Origin of the sequence: Clostridium frigoris, assembly GCF_018861865.1 — a bacterium.
Taxonomy (GTDB): domain Bacteria; phylum Bacillota; class Clostridia; order Clostridiales; family Clostridiaceae; genus Clostridium_AD; species Clostridium_AD frigoris.
Map to the genome: position 1 here is coordinate 16,869 of NZ_JAHLDV010000017.1, position 19,965 is coordinate 36,833.

A 19,965-nucleotide genomic window follows, 5' to 3' on the forward strand; every position below is an offset into this window, starting at 1 on the left:
TACTACCTTATTATTTAAAGTAATAGCCATTTTGCTTGTTTTTTTTAATTTATAATATTTCCTTTACCTATAGAATAATATGCTTTAATATTGGCCTCTTTAATTTTCTTTATATCCAGTATATTTCTTCCATCAATTATTACAGATTCACTCATAATCTCATTAACCTTACATAAATCTATGCTATAGAACTCACTCCACTCTGTACAAATTATCATTGCATCACATTCTTCTAAACATTCATACATTTCACTGCAATAAATTATATTTGGAAATATATTTTTTATTTGATTTGTAACCATAGGATCATATACTTTTATATTAACTTTATTTTTTAATAATTTTTCGATTATATATAAAGATGGAGCTTCCCTAATATCATCCGTATCAGGTTTAAACGTTAGACCTAATATAGCTACTGTTTTGCCTTTAATTATTTTATAATGTTCCAATAATATATTCACCGGTAAACCTCTCTGCTTTTCATTTACATCTACAGCAGCTTTTATAATATTAAGATTACAATTATAATTTTCTGATATTTTAATTAATGCTTTTGTGTCTTTCGGGAAACAAGACCCACCATATCCTATTCCGGCTTTTAAAAATAACGGTGAAATTCTTTTATCCAGTCCTAAAGCGTATTCAATTACATCAATGTCAGCGCAAGCTTTATTGCAAAGATTAGCTATTTCATTCATAAAAGAAATTTTGACAGAGAGCATTGCGTTAGATGTATATTTAATTAATTCTGCTGTTTCAGGAGTAGTTATTACCATCTTTATTTTAAACGGTTCATATAATTTTCTCACTATTTCTAAAGCTTTTTGTGATTCTGAGCCCACAACTATTTTATCACCATAAAAAAAATCATGTATAGCTTTTCCCTCTCTTAGAAATTCAGGATTAGAAACCACACTAAAGTATTCCTTTGGTACATGATTTTCTAATAACTTGCGCGTTATATATTTTTGAGTACCAACAGGCACTGTACTTTTAGTTATTATTATTTTATATTCATCAATATAAGGGGCTATTAAATTTATTACTGCGTCTACTTGTCCAATATCTACATCCCAATTATCCTTTGTTGGAGTTCCTACAGCAATAAATATTATATCTGACGATTTAACTCCTATTTCCAAATTCTCTGTAAACCGAACACTACCTATATCTAAAGCTTCTTTTAATAATTCGTCTAATCCATCCTCAAATATAGTTGGTACACCATTATTAAGCATACTTAATTTATCTAAGCTTTTTTCTACACAAATTACCTTATTTCCTTTCTTACCAAAACACAATGCCGTTATAAGTCCTACATATCCAGCTCCAATAACGCATATATTCATACAATCACATTCTCCTCTTTGATAGTATCACATTTTTTATCATCTACACATACGCGTTTATCAATTATTTTCACTCGTAAATTAATAGCTGATCTTGTACTATTAGTTTATTGTAATATTAAAAAGCATGATTTCTCATATATAAATACTATATGAAGCTAATCATCAATTGGTGAAAGTTGATTAACTTTTATGAGTTAAAACAAAAACACCATATTGCCTATATGCAATATGATGCTTTTGTTAATTACTTATAATTAATACGTTTACATTAAAAAAAATAATTTTATACCATTCTAATCTTTAAATAAGTTATCTTTTAAATATACCAAATGGTTTTCCAACAGGTAAAAATTGTTTTTCAAAGTGAGAATTTAAAACTGCGGCCCCAGAACCATAAAAACCAACTATAGCAATTAACAATTCAGAATAAGCCGCTAGTCCATGTGAAAATTCATACATGATTTCAAAAGTGCTAAGTGCTAATCCTATGAATAAAAAATCAATTAATACAAAAATTAAAAAAAGTACCTTATTAGTTTCTGATGCTCCTATAGTCATAAACAATGAAAATATCAAGTATCCAACATAAGCAACACCTAACTGCTTAGCGTCTACTGTTGATGCTAAAGCATGGCCAAACGCACCAGCTTTAATTATCCATGACAAAGCAACAGACATCCAAAAGAATGCAAAAGCACCAAAAGCTGTCGCACCAAATACATTATTACGTTTCGAATCATTTATACATGCAAACAGTTGAGCAAATCCACCTAAGAATATAGCCCATGGAAGTATAAAAGATACACCTTCAGTAAGTCCAAGTTTTTGTGAGGATGCCACAAGCGTTACCATTGCAAGTCCAAATAATCCTAAAGCAGATGGATCTGCATTAGTAATTTTTACATTTTGTATTTCGTTTGTAATCATAATTCTCCCCCCTCTTCTTTGATATATTAGTTATTATAATAATAAAATATCAGAAAAAAGTGATATTGTCAATTATTTAACAATGATTTGCATAATGTTTTAATTTTTATGTGTTATGGTATAATGACTTAGACAATATTAAAAATATACAATAAAGAAATAAGAGGTATAAAATGATCTTTGCTAGATTAGCTAAAATAATTGAATATATGTATAAGTTACATTATAGAAATTTTAAGTTATACTTTAAACCCTTAAAAACGCCATTATATGAGCCTATAGTAAGAAATTCTATTCATTGGGTAGGCCATGCTACTGTAGTTATTAATTTAAATGATAAAATTATAGTAACCGATCCCGTAACTAGTCTAAATCTTGGTGAACTAAGAAGATTAGTTAAACCATCTTTGAACTTAACCTCTATTCCTATCGATTACCTACTTCTTTCTCATGGTCATATGGACCATATGAATTATTCAACTCTTAGGAAAATAAACAAAAGTGCTATAGTGATTGCTCCTAAAAATTTAAAAATTCCTTTTAAAATTTTAGGTTTTAAAAATATAGTACTTCTAAAACCTAATGAATCGTATTGTGACAGCTACATAAAAATAAAGGCATTAAAAGCAAATCATGATGGAAGGCGTTACCCTTGGGGAGCTGAAGCTGAAAGCAACTCATATATAATTGAAAACGGCCTTGAAAAGATCTTTTTTGCTGGGGACACTGCATTTACAGATGCATATAAAAATTTAATTGCAGATGTAGCTATCATGCCTGTAGGCTGCTATAAACCTGATGAATTTCAAGAGATGCACTGTTCTCCAGAGCAAAGTTTTAAAATGTTTAAAATGACAAAGGCTAAATTAATGATACCTATTCATTATAAAACATATATTTTAGCTCAAGACAAAGATGAAGACACTGTTAATACATTAAAAAGAATAAATGATGGTAGCATAAAAATTATTGATATAGGTCAAACTGTAAAATTATAAATAACCCAAAAGCAGGCAATAGAACCCTAATTTCGGTCTATGCCTGCTTTTTAGACAAATAAATCTGCAATATCATTTTGACTCATCTGCGATAAGAACAATTCTGCTCCTGTTTCATCATTAATAACACTATCAGTAATTTCTTTTTTCTTTTGTTGTAGCTTAAATATTTTCTCTTCTATAGTTCCTCTTGCTATTAATTTTATAACCTCTACTGTTTTTTTCTGTCCAATTCTATGAGCTCTATCTGTGGCTTGAGCTTCTACGGCCGGATTCCACCAAGGATCAAAGTGTATAACCATATCTGCACCTGTAAGGTTGATACCAGTCCCACCAGCTTTTAGAGATATTAAGAATACCTGTGATTCTCCTTGATTAAAACCCTTCACCATCTTGACTCTTTTTTCTGCTTTTGTTGAACCATCAAGATACATATAGTTTATTCCTTTATCATCTAACCTACTCGCAATATTCTTTAAAACTCTCGTAAATTGAGAAAATATTAATATTCTATGGCCTTCTTCTAAACTATTAGCTAAGATTTCATCTAAAGCTTCCATTTTACCACTACCTCCATTATAATTTTCTATAAAAGTAGATGGATCACAACATATCTGCCTTAACCTTGTTAATATTGAAAGTACCTTAAACTTGCTTTTATTAAATCCTTTCTCCCTAACATCTTCTTCTAATTCTCCTTTAGCATCCTTTAAATAAGCTAAATAGATTTTTTTCTGCTCCTCTGTCATTTCCACTGAAATTCTATGTTCTATTTTTGCTGGTAAATCTTTTGCAACCTCACCCTTTGTTCGCCTAAGTATAAATGGCTTTACATGATTATTTAATTCATTTAATGCGTTTGTATTTCCATCTTTCACAATTGGAGCTTCGAATTTTTTTGAAAAAGCACTATGATTTAACATATAACCCGGCATTATAAAATCAAAAATTGACCAAAGTTCAGTAAGTGAATTTTCAATAGGTGTTCCTGTAAGTGCAAATCTGCCTAAAGAATTCAAACTTTTTACAGCAGCGGAATTTTGAGAATTAAAATTTTTAATAAATTGAGCCTCATCTATAAAACAATACCTAAATTGAATTTTTTTATAATCCTCAAGGTCTCGCCTTATAAGAGCATACGAAGTTATAACCACATCATTGTCCTTTATGTTTTGTTTTTGTTCTTCTCTCTGACGTTTATTACCGGATATTACTATACAGTTTAGTGTTGGTGCAAACTTCTCTATTTCGTCCTTCCAATTATATACAACTGAAGTTGGACATATTACGAGTGTTGGTTGTTTGTTGTCATTCTCCTCCACTTCAGACTGAATAAATGCTATAGCTTGGAGCGTTTTTCCAAGACCCATTTCATCCGCGAGTATTCCTCCAAATCCACATTTAGCAAGAGTTTTTAACCATTTAAATCCAACCTTTTGATAATCTCTCATTATATTATCTAAAGAACTTGGAATTGTTACTTTCAATTCCTTTGTATTTTTTAAATCATAAACTAATTCTTTAAATTTTTTATTTGTATTAACAAAATCCATTTGTTCTCGTTTTAATTTTTCTTCTATATATAAAACATTATATTTAGAAAGCAGAATTTTATTCTTTGAAACATCTTTGTCTTTTATATTTAAATAATCTATCATTTGGGCAACTTTCTGCAAATTATTAGAATTTAGCAAGACAAAACTTCCATTTTTAAGCCTATGATATTTTTTCTTTTCTCTTAGTGATGCGAAAATATTTTTAAGTTCAATATTATCTACACCTTCAATACTGAAGTTAAATTCTAATAGATTATCCTTATTGAGAGTAATATTAGACTTATACCCAGAATTTCCATGCACACTAATTTTTTTAAATTCCTCAGAATAATAAACATCCGCCATTTCCTGGAGCTTTGCGAGTCCTGAAACTAAAAACTTTAAAAGTTTTTCCTCATCTAACATTTTAAAACTATTATTAGTACGAACAAACCCAAATTCATCAAATTGGTTTATAATACTCATTTCCTTATCCATATCTCTTACAAGCGCTCTTCCCTCTTGTGCTTTGTTATCTTTACTATTAAAAGGGTTTATCTCTATATCTCCATATTTGAAAGTTATAAGAGCCTCAACATTTTCAGATTTTTTTTCAAAATAAATAATTGCCTTAAGCTCTTTTACATAAAATTCATTTTTAAGTAACATATCTATATTAACATTACTACTTATTTTATTTAATGTTGGAAGTACAAATGATGCTACATCATCTTTCTCTTCTTCATAAAATTCTATATACCCATTTTTTTCATCGTTAAATCTATTATAAAAAGGCATATATGCATCCCTTTGTGTAACTGGTGGCTCATATATTTTTCCTTCATAGAAAAAGAATTCACCATCACTGGTTAGTGAAATAGGCATATTATCCTTTTGCTTTAATATAAATTTATTGTCTTCCCTATTTATATTAAATTCTAGAGGCATAGGTTCCTTTTCTATGTGTACATTAACAAACGTTTCACCTTTTATAACAACCGTTATCTCTCTATTGTATAAGTACCTTAATAATCTTTTAATCATACTATCTGTAAAAAAAGCTTTTTTACCCGACAGAAACTTTACTGCATTACTCTTATATGTATTTGCAGCCCCTGCAACGGATTGCAGTTCACCTGCTTCTTTAAATAGCTCTATTATATTTAGATCTTCATCTTTAAAAGAATGCAAACAAGGATTATATGTAAATTTCTTACCAAATTCCATAGACTCGAAACTTTTATTATAACAAATTAAAAATTCTTTTATGTTTTTAACTACGTATTGCTTCTCCTCACCAATCTTTAAACTCACAAATGATTTTGTATTATCGCTGCTAGATCCATACTCATATTTGATATCTATATTTAAATATATTTTTGCTCTTTGAGCTACATTAATATTATTAGTTATTTGCTTAATTAAATTATTTGTTTTAATCATTTTCTTCACTTTAATAATTTGTTCTTTCTCATAAACGTACTTTAATAATGTAGCCACAACATGTTTGCACATATTTCTGCATCCATAATAACCAAAACTATATTTATTGCAATCGCAATTATAATTTATAAATAAATTAATATCATCAAAATTTATCTCCACTTTATATAAATCAAGACTTGATGATTCTACATTTGAAATTATCGTAGTTCGTGTATAATTATCCAAATCTTCTATTTCTAAATCTATGTTCTTAACTTTATTACTTAAATAATGATTTTTGCCAACTTTATAAGTTTCTTTATCAGTATTTTCTCGTATTATATCTTCATTAATATCGATCAAAAATTTCACCCCATCAAGTTTTCTAGTTTTTGGTGCATATATATTTCTAAAAAACATTTTCAGATAAATTATCACTCTCAATACTTTAATATATAAAAAAATAATCCTAGCAAAATAAATTTATGCTAGAATTACTTATATTTATCATATTAAAAAATATTATTTTTAATTTGATTAAAATTTTGGCTAGAGTGGCAGGATTCGAACCTGCGAATGCCAGAGTCAGAGTCTAGTGCCTTACCGCTTGGCTACACCCCAATAGTAAATAAATGGTGACTCCTAGGGGAATTGAACCCCTGAATCCACCGTGAGAGGGTGGCGTCTTAACCTCTTGACCAAGGAGCCATATTAGCTATTTGCGCTAGTAGTGATTTGCACTACGAGATATAGTATACCTCGTAATACAGCATAAGTCAAATAAATATTTAAAATAATTTATTTTATACATATATAGTTTTTATTTTTTTAATATATTATTAATATCATTGCTACCCTTTATCATACATAACTTATAAATAAGACGCCTAACTTAATTATTTTTAAGTTAGGCGTCTTATTTATAATGCTAGTAATATTTCTTTTTTTATTTTATTGAAATTTTCTGATGTAACTATATCCTTAGTTCGAGTTTTAGGTAAATCAACTATAATTTCTGTTTTTATTGTAGCTGGTTTATCTGATAATACATATATTCTATCAGATAAGAATACAGCTTCTTCAATATCATGTGTTATAAAGATGATAGTAGCTTTAAGTTCCTTAATTACCTCTAGAAGCCAAGAATGCATTTTAGACCTTGTAATAGCATCCAGTGCTCCAAACGGTTCATCTAAAAGCATAATATCCGCTGATGCTATATATGTTCTAAGTAAAGCTGCCCTTTGCCTCATCCCTCCAGAAAGCTGAAAAGGATATTTATATTCAAAACCAACAAGTCCAAAAACTTTAAAATATTCAAGAACCTGATTCCTTGCCTCTCTTTTAGATTTACCTTTTATAATAAGAGGCAGAGATACGTTATCAATAATATTTTTCCAGGGAAGAAGCAAGTCCTTTTGGTGCATATAACTTACTTTTTTAAGTCGACTTGAACATTCTTCCCCATCAATTATAATTTTACCCGCATCTTGAAGTAAAAGCCCTGAAATAATGTTAAAAATGGTACTTTTACCACTTCCACTTGGTCCAAGTAGACTCACAAACTCATTCTCTTTTGCATAAAAAGAAACATTTTTTATTATATTCATAGATCCAAAATTCTTTTCTATATTATTGACGGCTAACTTTATATTATTATTTTGGTAAGTACTCATTAGTAAATGCCTCACTCGCCTTCATATCTTTTGGAATTAGTTTTCTATCTAAAAGAAATTTTGTGTAATTATCCCAAACTGATGTTTTCATTACGCCCCATTTTTTAGCTTCCGCTTTATATTGATTCTTCATATATTTTTGACTCTCAAGAGCTAAGGTTTTATCTGTCTCTGGTGCATTCTTTACTAATACTTTAGCACTTTCCACAGGGTTTGCAATACAGTATTCATATCCTTTTGTAGTTGCAGTTAAAAATTTTCTTGCAGTTTCTGGATCTTGTTTTAGCTTATTCTCATTAGCTATAATTACCGGAGTATAATAGTCTAAATCTGGATTTAACTTACCAATATCAATGTAATCAATTGGTATATTTTTAAGTTTAGCTTCTATCCCTGTCCAACCGTAGAATATCCATTCAAAATCGATATTTTTCTTAGTTACAGCAAAGAAATCATCTGTACCTGCATCAACTGTCTTTAGTTTTGAAAAAGTAGCATTGTCTTTTTCCATAATTGCTTTTAATATTGCAGACTCAGATGGTGAACCCCATCCTCCATAGGTTTTCCCTTCAAAATCTTTAGGTGATTTAATATTTTTTGTCTTAGGTGATGCAAACCCAGATGTATTATGTTGAAGAATTGTAGCTATAGCTTTTACTGGAAGTGGTACTTTCGCAGTTCTTGCATAAGTCACATCTTCTTGATAACTTACTCCGAAATCTCCCTTGCCTGTAGCGATTAAACTTGTTGTACTTCCCTGAGCTGGCTGAATAATTTCCACATCAAGTCCCTGCTGTTTATAATATCCTTTGTCTTTTGCAACATATAAACCAGTATGGTTAGTGTTTGGTATCCAGTCCAAAATAACAATAACCTTTTTTAAAGTTACCTCCTTTTTCGGACTTTCTTCTTTAGCACCACAACCCACAAACATAATCATGATCATTGAAGTTGTTAACAATAAAGCAATTGATTTTTTTAACATAACTTTACCCCCAAATATAAAAATATACATAGTATATTTTTATCTATTGTTTTCCTTTGAATTTCGAGTCCAAGGAGTTAAAATATATTGTAATAAATATACAATTCCAAATAATGCCATGCTTAGTATTACTATAATTATAATTACTGCAAAAACCTTGTCAAGTGAATATGAATTTTTAGCTCTAATCATATAAACTCCAAGGCCTTTATCTCCTCCTAGCCATTCACCAGTAACTGCACCCATAATGCTATATGTTGCAGCTATTCTAAGGCCTGAGAAAAAATTAACAGTAGAAGATGGTAATTTTACCATTGTAAAAATTTGAAATCTACCGGCTCCCATAGTTTTTAAAAGGTTTACCATGTCATTATCAACCGACTGTAAACCATCACTCAAACTAACTACTATTGGAAAAAAACATACTAACACTACAACTACTATCTTAGGCATTATCCCAAAACCAAACCATATTATAAAAAGTGGAGCTAAAACAATAATAGGAATAGTTTGAGATACTACTATAATTGGATATAAACACTTTTTAACAAACTTTACATTATCCATTAATATAGCTAAGATTAATGCTAACACAATTGATATTGAAAACCCAATCAATGCCTCATATAAAGTTGTGTAAATATGACTAGTAATGCTTGGCAATATATTAACTAAAGTAATACCAATGTCTTTTGGTGAGGGCAGTATGTACTGTGGAACCTTCCACTTATCTACAGCTATCTGCCATATCAAAAGAATTACTACTTGAAAAACTATTGGTATAAGCTTATTTTCTATATTTATATACTTTTTCATTCATTGTCACGCCTTCAGCCTTATAATCGATTTTCACTACAGATAGTACTCTTGATGCTCCACTCGCTACACAAATTTCTTGAGCCTTTGATACAATTTCAAGCAATACACTCAATTCTCCCTCCATAGTGGTCTCCATTGGACCTACCTCATATTTAACTCCACTATTTTGAATATACTCTATAACCTTGTCCACCACTGGATAGATTCTATCCTCTGTTACAACTGGGATAACTTGAAGACTTACATTTACAACTGACATATTAATTCCTCCTAATATATTTTTTTATGAAACATTATTTAATATTTGTTAAGGTAATAAAATAAACCCTTGGCTCTAATTTAAGCGAAGGGTTTTATAACATATAAGTTGCACCATTTATACAGTACTTAAAACTAAATGCACATTACACGTCCCTACGTTGGCATTATCCAATTCAGGTTATAAGGGTCGAAACTTATATGTTTCTTCTCAGACAAAAATATTGACTCCCCTAGTTTTTATATTAAATTAGTTTACATATATATGGTATCTATTACTCCTTATATTGTCAAACTTTTTAAAGATTTTTTTCACATTATTTTAACAGAGTAGGTCACATCAATATATTAATTCATATATTAATCATGAAGAGGTGATATTATATGAACATTTATAGCAGCACGAAATTAGCTGATATCGTATTTGAGGGTGGTGGAGTAAAGGGGATTGGTCTTGTTGGCGCCTTAAAACCATTTGAGCAAAAAGGATATCAATGGAAAAACATTTGCGGAAACTCTGCCGGGTCCATTGTAGCTGCACTAGTTGCAGTCGGCTACTCAAGTGATGAGATAAAAAAATTAATGATAGAGCTTGAATATACTAAAATAGCTGATAGAAATTATTCTATCATACCTTTTTTCTCTAATATTCATAATTTACTTTTTAAAAAGGGTCTTTTTAAAGGCGATTATATCAAAAACTGGATGGATGAAGTCCTATCTAATAAACTAAAACTAAGTAACCGAAAAAAAGTGACTTTTGGGGATTTGATAATTCCAAATGAACAAGGTATTCTTTTAAATAATGACAAGTATAAAAGAAAATACAAACTGCATATTATAGCAACTGACATAAGCCGTGGAAAGATGTTAATACTACCTGAAGATATCGCTGAATACGGCATTAATCCAGATGAACTTGAAGTAAGTTTGGCAATCAGAATGAGCATATCTATTCCATACTTTTTTCAACCTGTAAAGTTATTAAATAAAAATCCCAACAGAAAATCGCTAATTGTTGATGGAGGTGTTTTAAGTAATTATCCAGTTTGGATTTTTGATATAAACGGTATTCCACAATGGCCGACCATTGGTTTTAAACTCGGTGGAAATAAGGAAATCCGCGAACATAAAATCACAAATATCCTAAATTTCACTAGCTCAATTATTGAGACTATGCTAGAAGCACAAGATGATATTCATATAAGAGAAATGGATTTTCTGCGAACTTGCAAAATTAATACCCTAGATATTAAAACTACAGATTTTAATATAAGCAGGGATAAAATTTTAGCTTTATACAACTCCGGTAAGTCTTGTGCTAAAGATTTTCTTGAAACCTTTGAAAATGATTATAAAAAACACAGAATAATGAGAAGTAACGTTTCTGATAGAAGTTATAATAGTTTTATGTCCAAGAATATTTTTTAATTCCTATCTAAATAAAAAAATAAAGTATACGTACAGTTACAATTTATATATATATACAATTTAAAGCACGTAACAAGTGATAATTACCTGTTACGTGCTCTTAACTTACCAGTATAAAATACTATTTCATTTCTTTTTTTATACCACGGCTTATAGTGTTTTCATAATCTATAAATTCATATACATCTTCATCGAATAAATCACTAAAACTTTTAAGCTCATCTAAATTTAATTCTTCTATTGCCTTTTGTTTCTTCTCGCATGTTATAACTATATTCCCAATAACGCCGTGAGCATCTCTAAAAGCCATTCCCTTATTAACAAGATAATCTGCAGCTTCTGTAGCATTTAAAAAACCTTTTTTAACTGCATTATGCATATTATCTTTTTTTATCTTTAAAGTTCCTAGCATTTCATTCATTATCTTAATGCATTTTATAACAGTATCAACTGCATCAAAGAAAGGCTCTTTATCTTCTTGCATATCTTTATTGTAAGCAAGTGGGATTCCCTTCATAGTTGTAAGAAGACTCATTAAATCTCCGTACACTCTTCCAGTTTTTCCTCTTATTAGTTCTGCTGCATCAGGATTTCTCTTTTGTGGCATTATACTACTACCTGTAGAAAACTCATCGCTAATTTCAATAAAATTGAACTCCTTAGTACTCCATAAAATTAGTTCTTCACTAAGTCTACTAAAATGCATCATTATAATAGAAAAAGCAGATAAAAGCTCTAATAAATAATCTCTGTCGCTTACTCCATCCATGAAATTATCAGCAGGTTTTTTAAAATCTAACTCTTTTGTTGTAAAACTTCTGTCTGTATCATAAGTTGTTCCAGCAAGAGCGCAACATCCAAGTGGATTTTCATCCATAATTTCAATAGCACTAGTAAGTCTTTTCTTATCACGACTAAGCATGCTGTAATATGCCATTATATGTTGCTTAAATGTTACCACCTGAGCTCTTTGCATATGGGTATAACCAGGCATTATAACAGAATTTTCATTTCCTAAAGTTTTAATTGTCCCTAAAATGATATCCAAGTTATCAATAACATCTAAAGCCTTATATTTTGAATATAATCTCATATCTACTGCAACTTGATCATTCCTGCTTCTAGCTGTATGTACCTTTTTGCCTACATCACCTACAAGTTTTGTAAGGTTTATTTCCATAAAGCTGTGAATATCCTCGAAGTCACCTTCAATTTTAAGCTTTCCATCTTTAATATCTGATAAAATAGTATTCAAACCATCAACTATTGTGAGACTTTCATTCTTTGTCAAAATGTTACATTTTGTAAGCATTTTAACATGAGCAATACTTCCCATAATATCTTCATAATACAATCTTTTATCAAAGCTTAGAGAACTATTAAAGTCCTCCATAAGCTTGCTTTCTTTTTCTTTAAATCTTCCACCCCAAAGTTTCATATTGTCACCCGCTTTACCTGTAAATTTATGATTTTATATTTATAATTTTTATTTAAAATTGTTTAAGTGTTTATATGCTTTAATTTTGCTTGGTAATGAGAATAAATTAATAAATCCTTCTGCATCCTTATGATCATATAATACACTTGCACCAAATGAAGATATACTAGCATCATATAATGCATTAGGTGATGCTTTACTTGATACCATCATATTTCCTTTATAAAGCCTCAAAGTAACAGATCCTGTTACATTTTCCTGTGTTTTATCTACAAATGCATCAAGAGCTTCTCTCATAGTTGTAAACCAAAGTCCATCATAAACTAGCTCGCCATATTTTTGTGATACTTGATATTTATAGTGAAGTGTATCTTTATCTATTGTAATTTCCTCAAGTTCTTTGTGTGCAGCATAAAGTACTGTACCACCAGGTGTCTCATATATTCCTCTTGATTTCATTCCCACTAGTCTATTCTCTACTAAATCTACAATACCTATTCCGTTATCTCCACCAATTTTATTTAACACTTTAACAACATCTATTGGTTCAAGTTCAATACCATCAACTTTAGTAGCAATTCCTTTATCAAAATATATTTCTACAAAAGTAGGTTCGTCTGGAGCTTGTTCTGGAGGTGTAATCATTAGATACATTTCTCTTTTATGATCATTTTTAAAATCTTCAATGTCTCCGCCTTCATGACTTGCATGCCATAAATTTTGATCTACTGAATATATTTTTTCTTTAGTAACATTGATTGCTATACCTCTAGCATTTGCATAATCTATAGCATCTTCTCTTGATTTTATATCCCAAATTCTCCAAGGAGCGATAATCTTTATAGATGGATCTATTGCTGCAATTGCAACTTCAAATCTAACTTGATCATTTCCCTTACCTGTACATCCGTGACATATATATTTAGCTCCTTCTTTATGAGCAATTTCTACAAGTTTTTTAGCTATTAATGGTCTTGCAAATGCTGTACCTAATAAATATTTTCCTTCATATGTAGCGTTGGCTTTAACTCCTTTGAATACATAATCTTTAATAAACTCCGCAGTTAAATCTTCAATATATATTTTTATTGCACCTGAACTCATTGCCTTTTTCTCTATTGCTTTCATATCGTCCTCTTGTCCAACATTTATACATGCTGCGACAACATCCATATCATAATTTTCCTTAAGCCAAGCTATTATTATAGACGTATCTAATCCTCCTGAATATGCTAAAACAACTTTTTCTTTCATTTTAATTTCCCCTTTCAATTTTGTTCCTCTATATTTTGATATATTAATTGTGTTCTATGCTATAATACTTTATTTAAAAATTCTCTTGTTCTTTGCTCTTTTGGATTAGTAAAAAATTCTTCTGGTGTCCCAGATTCTACTATTTTTCCTCCATCCATAAAAATAACTCTATCTGCCACGTCCTTTGCAAATCCCATTTCATGAGTTACAACAACCATAGTCATGCCATCCTTTGCAAGGTTTTTCATTACCCCTAAAACCTCACCAACAAGTTCCGGATCTAAGGAAGATGTCGGCTCATCAAAGAGCATTATATCCGGCCTCATTGCAAGAGACCTTGCTATTGCAACTCTTTGCTTTTGTCCTCCTGATAATTTCGACGGGTAGTCATCTACCTTTTCTATAAGTCCTACCTTCTCAATAATTTCTTTTGCCCTTTTTAATACTTCTTCGCGAGGTTCATGTTTTACAGTAATTGGAGCCTCAATTACATTTTGAAGTACCGTCATATGGTGGAATAAATTGAAGTTTTGAAATACCATTCCTACTTTTTCAATGGTATTTCTCATATGTTTTTTGTTTTTAACATTTAACTTTTCGCCTTCAATAAAAACTTCTCCCCCATTTGGCTCCTCAAGATGATTTAAGCATCTTAAAAATGTACTTTTTCCAGAACCCGAAGGTCCTAATATAACTAGCACTTCACCCTTTTTAACTGTCACATTTAAGCCTTCAAAAACTGTAAGACTACCAAACTTTTTCGTTAAATTTTTTGTTTCTATCATATACACTTCATATCACCTCTACTAATATACTGACAGTTTTTTTTCATAATGTGAAAAAACTGTAGTGAAAATTGTTGTCATTAAAAGATATAAACATGCGGTTAAAAAGAAAACTTCCATTGGCTTAAATGTTGAAGCATATAAAAGCTGTGCTGATCTCATAACCTCCTCCATAGCAATTACTGACACTAAAGAAGTATCTTTAAGCATTGTTATAAATTCATTACCAACTGACGGAATAATTATTTTAAATGTTTGTGGTAATACCACTCTTTTCATAGTATCTAAATATGTGAAACCGAGTGACCTACAGGCCTCAAACTGGCCCTTATCTACTGAAAGTATTCCACCTCTTATAATTTCTGCCATGTATGCTCCTGAATTTAAACTGAGTCCTATTATTGCAGCTTGAAAAGGTGATAACTTAATACCCACAAATGGCAATCCATAATAAAAAACAAACAATTGAAGAAGCATTGGTGTACCTCTAAAAATCCAAGTGTAAAACCCTGCTACAGTAGCAATTATCTTATTTTTAGAAAGTTTTAGTAATGCTGTAAGCATGCCTAATAGACTTCCAAGCACTACTGATAATACAGTTAATTCAAGTGTCATTAAACTTCCTTGTAATAACACAGGAAAAACTTCTTTTATAACATCTACATCCATTCTTGTTCCTCCTAGCATTTCTCTGTGAACGGATAACAATTATAAATTGTTATCCCTTATGATTATTTCTTATATGCGTCAAATCCAAACCATTTCTGTGAAAGCTTAGAAAGAGTTCCATCTGCCTTAAGTTCATCAAGCGCCTTTTGCACTGCTACTTTTAATTCTTTATCTTCTTTTTTAAATCCAATTCCAATTGGTTCTTCACTTATTTTCTCTGTTAAAACTTGATACTGACCTGCTTTCTTCGCTACGTAATAACCACCAACTTGAGCATCCATAATTACTGCATCCACTCTTCCCGATGTTAGTTCTTGGAAAGCTTCTGTTATTTTATCATATCTTTTGACTTCCTTTAATCCTTTCATTGCTGTCGCTGCAGTATCTCCAGTAGATCCTAATTGACAAGATACAACTTTGCCCTTTAAATCTGCTAAACTCTTTATTGTAGTATTTCCTTGTTTTATTGCAGCAACTTGACCACCCATTACATAAGCGTCCGAAAAATCAATACTCTTTTTTCTCTTATCAGTAATACTCATAGCTGAAATTATAACATTAAATTTTGATGATCCAAGAGCTAAAAGTATCCCATTAAAATCTGTTGATGTATACTCTGTTTTAACACCCAATTTTTTCCCTACTGCATCGCCCAAATCCACATCAAAACCAACTAATTTATTTTTAGAATCTCTAAATTCCATCGGAGGATAAGAGTCATCTAATCCTACCGTCAATTTACCTGATTCTTTAACAGCCTGTAATGAATTAAGTTTTGCTTTTTTCTGCCCACAACCAACAAGTAATACACTTGCCATAGTAACAACTAATATTATTGACATGAATTTTTTCAATTTAATCATTCCCCCATTTATATTAAATAACTTTATGAATATTTATGCATTTCAATGTATATTAAATATTTGTTTTTATTTTTTCAATTAACTAACTGCTAACTTTTATTATTGATTTATCTCACTTACTTGTACTTATTATATATTACTTTTAATGATAATGCAATGTTTTTTATTAATATTTATTCATTATATATGATATTTATGCATGATATATGATGAGAACTTTTCAAACTAATTTATTTTTTGATTCTTTTAAAAATTAAAAATAAAAATGCTATTAGCTCTATAATAAGCTAATGGCATTTTTATTTTTTAATTTGTTTTTATTAATGACTTATTCGGCCAAGTTAAATACTTCTAAATCTTCACTTCTAATATTTTTTTTCATAAGATCAACTAATGCCTTTGCAGTGTCAAGTGATGTTAGTACACCGAGTGAACTTTCGATTGCTGTTCTTCTAATTCTAAATCCATCTGTTTCTGAATCATTTCCTTTTGTAGGTGTATTTATCACTAAATCAACCTGTCTACCCTTAATTACATCGATTATATTAGGTGTGCCCTCTGAAATCTTTTTAACCTCTATAGCATCAATTCCATTATCTCTTAATACCTTCGCTGTACCTTCTGTTGCTATAAATTTATAATTAAGTTCACTAAATCCTTTGGCTATATATAAGAATTCATCATAATCCTGAGGATTTATTGTTGCAAGTATAACACCTTTTTCTTTTTTAACCTTCATACCAGATGCAACAAAGCCTTTATATAAAGCCTCGTCAAAATTTCTTCCTACCCCTAGAACTTCTCCAGTCGATCTCATTTCCGGTCCAAGACATACCTCAACCTCAGGAAGTTTTTGAGTTGAAAATACAGGTACCTTAACTGACACTAATTTAGGCTCCTTGTAAATTCCTAATCCATATCCAAAATCCTTTAATTTTTCTCCAAGCATTACTCTTGTAGCAAGATCTACTATCGGAACCTTACTAACCTTACTTATATATGGGACTGTACGGCTAGCCCTTGGATTAACCTCTATTATGTAAAGTTCATCTTTAAACTCTATAAATTGAATATTAACCATACCTATAATTTCAAGACCTATCGCTATTTTTTTTGTATATTCTAATATTTTAGCTTTTATAGCATCCGATATATTTTGACTTGGATATATTGTAATACTATCTCCAGAATGAACCCCCGCTCTCTCTAGATGCTCCATAATACCAGGAATTAATATTTCTTCCCCATCACAGATAGCATCAACTTCTATTTCTCTGCCTAATAAATACCTATCAATTAAGACGGGATTTTTCTTGTCCTTCACAAATGCATTCTTTAAATAATGTCTTAGTTCTTTTTCTTCATAAGTTATTTCCATTCCTTGTCCACCTAATACATACGATGGTCTAACCAAAACTGGATACCCTATTTTTTCAGCTTCGCATAATCCATCTTTAAGATTCCAAACTGCCTTTCCTTTGGGTCTGTTTATATTTAGTTTTTCAAGTAATGCATCAAATTTTTCTCTATCCTCTGCAGCATCTATTTGATCAGGTTTAGTTCCATATATTGATATATTTTTTTCGCTTAAGAACTGAGCAAGTTTAATAGCTGTTTGACCTCCAAATTGAAGTATAACTCCATCTGGTTTTTCTTTTTCAACAATATTAAATACTTCTTCCTCTGTTAATGGTTCAAAATATAATTTATCTGATATATTAAAGTCCGTACTAACAGTTTCAGGATTGTTATTTACTATTATAGTTTCAATTCCTAGCTTTTTAAGTGCAAATACACTATGAACTGATGCATAATCAAATTCAATTCCCTGCCCTATTCTTATAGGACCTGACCCAATTACCATAACCTTTTTTTTATTACTAACTTCAACCTCATCATATTCATCATAAGTCGAGAAGTAATATGGTGATAATGCTTCAAATTCTCCGCCGCATGTATCTACCATCTTATATACAGGTTTAATATCCAAGGTATTTCTTAGTTTATAAATTTCATTTGGACTCACATCTAATAAGTCTGCTATTCCTTTATCAGAAAATCCTTTTTTCTTTAATGTGTACAACCATTCTTTAGTCATATCATTAAGTGTAGATTTTTTTATTTTTTCCTCTTCATCTACTATCCATTTAATCTTATTTACAAAGAAATTATCTATCCCTGTAATTTCTGAGACCTTTTGAGCTCTGTAATCACGACGTAGCATCTCAGCTAAGTAAAATATTCGCTCATCATCTGCAGCCATTACCCTTTTCTTTAGTTCTTTTAAATTTTTATTTGATAATGAATCATATTGCAGTGAATATTGTCCTATTTCTAGAGATCTAATTCCCTTTAGTAGTGCTGCTTCAAAATTACTTCCGATTGCCATTATTTCACCAGTTGCCATCATTTTGGTGCCGAGCACTCTATTTGCACCATCAAATTTATCAAAAGGCCATCTAGGAATTTTCACAACTACATAATCCAGTGATGGTTCAAAACACGCATAAGTTTTTTGTGTTACCGCATTCTTTATTTCATCTAGTGCATATCCTAATGCTATTTTAGATGCTACCTTTGCAATTGGATATCCTGTAGCTTTTGATGCTAATGCTGAAGAACGGCTTACTCTTGGATTAATTTCTATAACTGCATACTCAAAGCTTTTTGGGTCAAGTGCAAGTTGAACATTACACCCACCTTCAATTCCTACGCTGTTTATAATATCTATGGATGCACTCCTAAGCATTTGGTACTCTTTATCAGAAAGAGTTTGACTAGGGGCGACAACAATACTATCTCCAGTGTGTATTCCTACAGGATCTATATTTTCCATATTGCAAATGGTAATACAATTACCTAAACTATCTCTCATAACTTCATACTCTATTTCTTTCCAACCTTTAATACTCTTTTCTAAAAGAACTTGCCCTATAGAGCTTAATTGTAATCCTAATTCTAGTATTTCAATTAGTTCCTCCTCAGTTTCAGCAATTCCGCCTCCACTACCACCCATAGTATATGCTGGTCTTACAATTACAGGATAACCTATTTCGCCTGCAAACTTTACTCCAGTTGCAATATCTGTAGCAATTTCACTTACTACAACTGGCTGATTAATTTCTTGCATCAAATCTCTAAAAAGCTCTCTATCTTCACCTTTTTTTATTGATTCTATAGATGTACCAATTACTCTTACATTATATTTGTTAAGGATTCCATTATCAGATAATTCTACAGCTAAATTTAACCCTGTTTGTCCACCCATACCAGCAAGTAAACTATCTGGCCTTTCCTTTGCAATAACTTTCTCTAGGAACTCTATAGTTAAAGGTTCTATATAAACAATACCAGCAATTTCTTTATCTGTCATTATTGTTGCTGGGTTACTGTTTACAAGTACAACCTCTACGCCTTCCTCCTCTAGTGCTTGACAAGCCTGTGTTCCAGAATAATCGAACTCCGCAGCTTGACCTATTATTATTGGACCTGATCCTATTACTAATACTTTCTTAATGCTTTTATCTAATGGCATATGAATTCCTCC

General features: G+C 30.6%; 15 protein-coding genes, 2 tRNA genes and 1 riboswitch. Of the genes, 2 read left to right on the forward strand and 15 right to left on the reverse strand.

What is annotated here, in order from left to right; genetic code table 11:
- Window positions 1-44: 44 nt before the first annotated feature.
- Window positions 45-1,352, reverse strand: coding sequence for a UDP-glucose dehydrogenase family protein (locus KPL37_RS09320; protein ID WP_216148452.1), 1,308 nt, complete (start codon window positions 1,350-1,352; stop codon window positions 45-47).
- Between the two features lie 312 nt (window positions 1,353-1,664).
- On the reverse strand, window positions 1,665-2,282 hold the full coding sequence (locus KPL37_RS09325; RefSeq protein WP_216148455.1) for an acetate uptake transporter: 618 nt from the start codon (window positions 2,280-2,282) through the stop codon (window positions 1,665-1,667).
- Between the two features lie 173 nt (window positions 2,283-2,455).
- On the opposite strand from KPL37_RS09325, the gene KPL37_RS09330 reads away from it, so the two are divergent.
- Complete coding sequence (locus tag KPL37_RS09330) at window positions 2,456-3,280, forward strand: MBL fold metallo-hydrolase (protein WP_216148458.1); 825 nt, start codon at window positions 2,456-2,458, stop codon at window positions 3,278-3,280.
- Window positions 3,281-3,330: 50 nt separating this feature from the next.
- Here the strand turns inward: KPL37_RS09330 and KPL37_RS09335 are convergent, their stop codons facing one another.
- The 7 genes from KPL37_RS09335 to KPL37_RS09365 all read right to left on the reverse strand — a co-directional run bounded on the left by KPL37_RS09335 (window position 3,331) and on the right by KPL37_RS09365 (window position 9,979).
- A complete protein-coding gene (locus tag KPL37_RS09335; RefSeq protein WP_216148461.1) occupies window positions 3,331-6,660 on the reverse strand; it encodes a DEAD/DEAH box helicase in 3,330 nt (1,109 codons plus the stop codon).
- A 126-nt stretch (window positions 6,661-6,786) separates the two neighbouring features.
- Window positions 6,787-6,861, reverse strand: a tRNA-Gln gene (locus tag KPL37_RS09340).
- A 12-nt stretch (window positions 6,862-6,873) separates the two neighbouring features.
- Window positions 6,874-6,948: transfer RNA gene (locus KPL37_RS09345), tRNA-Glu, on the reverse strand.
- A gap of 212 nt (window positions 6,949-7,160) precedes the next feature.
- Window positions 7,161-7,916: an ABC transporter ATP-binding protein gene (locus tag KPL37_RS09350; protein WP_216148466.1), complete on the reverse strand. Its 756-nt coding sequence runs from the start codon at window positions 7,914-7,916 to the stop codon at window positions 7,161-7,163.
- Window positions 7,897-8,901 (reverse strand): ABC transporter substrate-binding protein, encoded by a 1,005-nt coding sequence (locus KPL37_RS09355; RefSeq protein WP_216148467.1) that lies wholly within the window; start codon window positions 8,899-8,901, stop codon window positions 7,897-7,899. Before KPL37_RS09355 ends, KPL37_RS09350 begins: the two co-directional genes overlap by 20 nt.
- A 39-nt stretch (window positions 8,902-8,940) precedes the next feature.
- Window positions 8,941-9,717, reverse strand: coding sequence for an ABC transporter permease (locus KPL37_RS09360; RefSeq protein WP_216148470.1), 777 nt, complete (start codon window positions 9,715-9,717; stop codon window positions 8,941-8,943).
- A complete protein-coding gene (locus KPL37_RS09365) occupies window positions 9,689-9,979 on the reverse strand; it encodes a thiamine-binding protein (RefSeq protein WP_216148473.1) in 291 nt (96 codons plus the stop codon). Before KPL37_RS09365 ends, KPL37_RS09360 begins: the two co-directional genes overlap by 29 nt.
- 135 nt (window positions 9,980-10,114) lie before the next feature.
- Window positions 10,115-10,223: riboswitch (TPP riboswitch) on the reverse strand.
- A gap of 139 nt (window positions 10,224-10,362) precedes the next feature.
- On the opposite strand from KPL37_RS09365, the gene KPL37_RS09370 reads away from it, so the two are divergent.
- The gene (locus KPL37_RS09370) at window positions 10,363-11,409 is read left to right on the forward strand and encodes a patatin-like phospholipase family protein (RefSeq protein WP_216148477.1); all 1,047 of its coding nucleotides are present in this window, start codon (window positions 10,363-10,365) and stop codon (window positions 11,407-11,409) included.
- Window positions 11,410-11,530: 121 nt separating this feature from the next.
- Here the strand turns inward: KPL37_RS09370 and argH are convergent, their stop codons facing one another.
- The 6 genes from argH to carB all read right to left on the reverse strand — a co-directional run bounded on the left by argH (window position 11,531) and on the right by carB (window position 19,953).
- Complete coding sequence (gene argH, locus KPL37_RS09375; RefSeq protein ID WP_216148480.1) at window positions 11,531-12,847, reverse strand: argininosuccinate lyase; 1,317 nt, start codon at window positions 12,845-12,847, stop codon at window positions 11,531-11,533.
- Between the two features lie 48 nt (window positions 12,848-12,895).
- Complete coding sequence (locus KPL37_RS09380; RefSeq protein ID WP_216148483.1) at window positions 12,896-14,101, reverse strand: argininosuccinate synthase; 1,206 nt, start codon at window positions 14,099-14,101, stop codon at window positions 12,896-12,898.
- Between the two features lie 59 nt (window positions 14,102-14,160).
- Window positions 14,161-14,892, reverse strand: coding sequence for an amino acid ABC transporter ATP-binding protein (locus tag KPL37_RS09385; RefSeq protein WP_343216241.1), 732 nt, complete (start codon window positions 14,890-14,892; stop codon window positions 14,161-14,163).
- 15 nt (window positions 14,893-14,907) lie between these two features.
- Window positions 14,908-15,555, reverse strand: coding sequence for an amino acid ABC transporter permease (locus KPL37_RS09390; RefSeq protein ID WP_216148489.1), 648 nt, complete (start codon window positions 15,553-15,555; stop codon window positions 14,908-14,910).
- 62 nt (window positions 15,556-15,617) lie between these two features.
- The gene (locus KPL37_RS09395) at window positions 15,618-16,418 is read right to left on the reverse strand and encodes an ABC transporter substrate-binding protein (RefSeq protein WP_216148491.1); all 801 of its coding nucleotides are present in this window, start codon (window positions 16,416-16,418) and stop codon (window positions 15,618-15,620) included.
- 328 nt (window positions 16,419-16,746) lie between these two features.
- Window positions 16,747-19,953, reverse strand: coding sequence for a carbamoyl-phosphate synthase large subunit (gene carB / locus KPL37_RS09400; RefSeq protein WP_216148494.1), 3,207 nt, complete (start codon window positions 19,951-19,953; stop codon window positions 16,747-16,749).
- Between the last annotated feature and the right edge of the window lie 12 nt (window positions 19,954-19,965).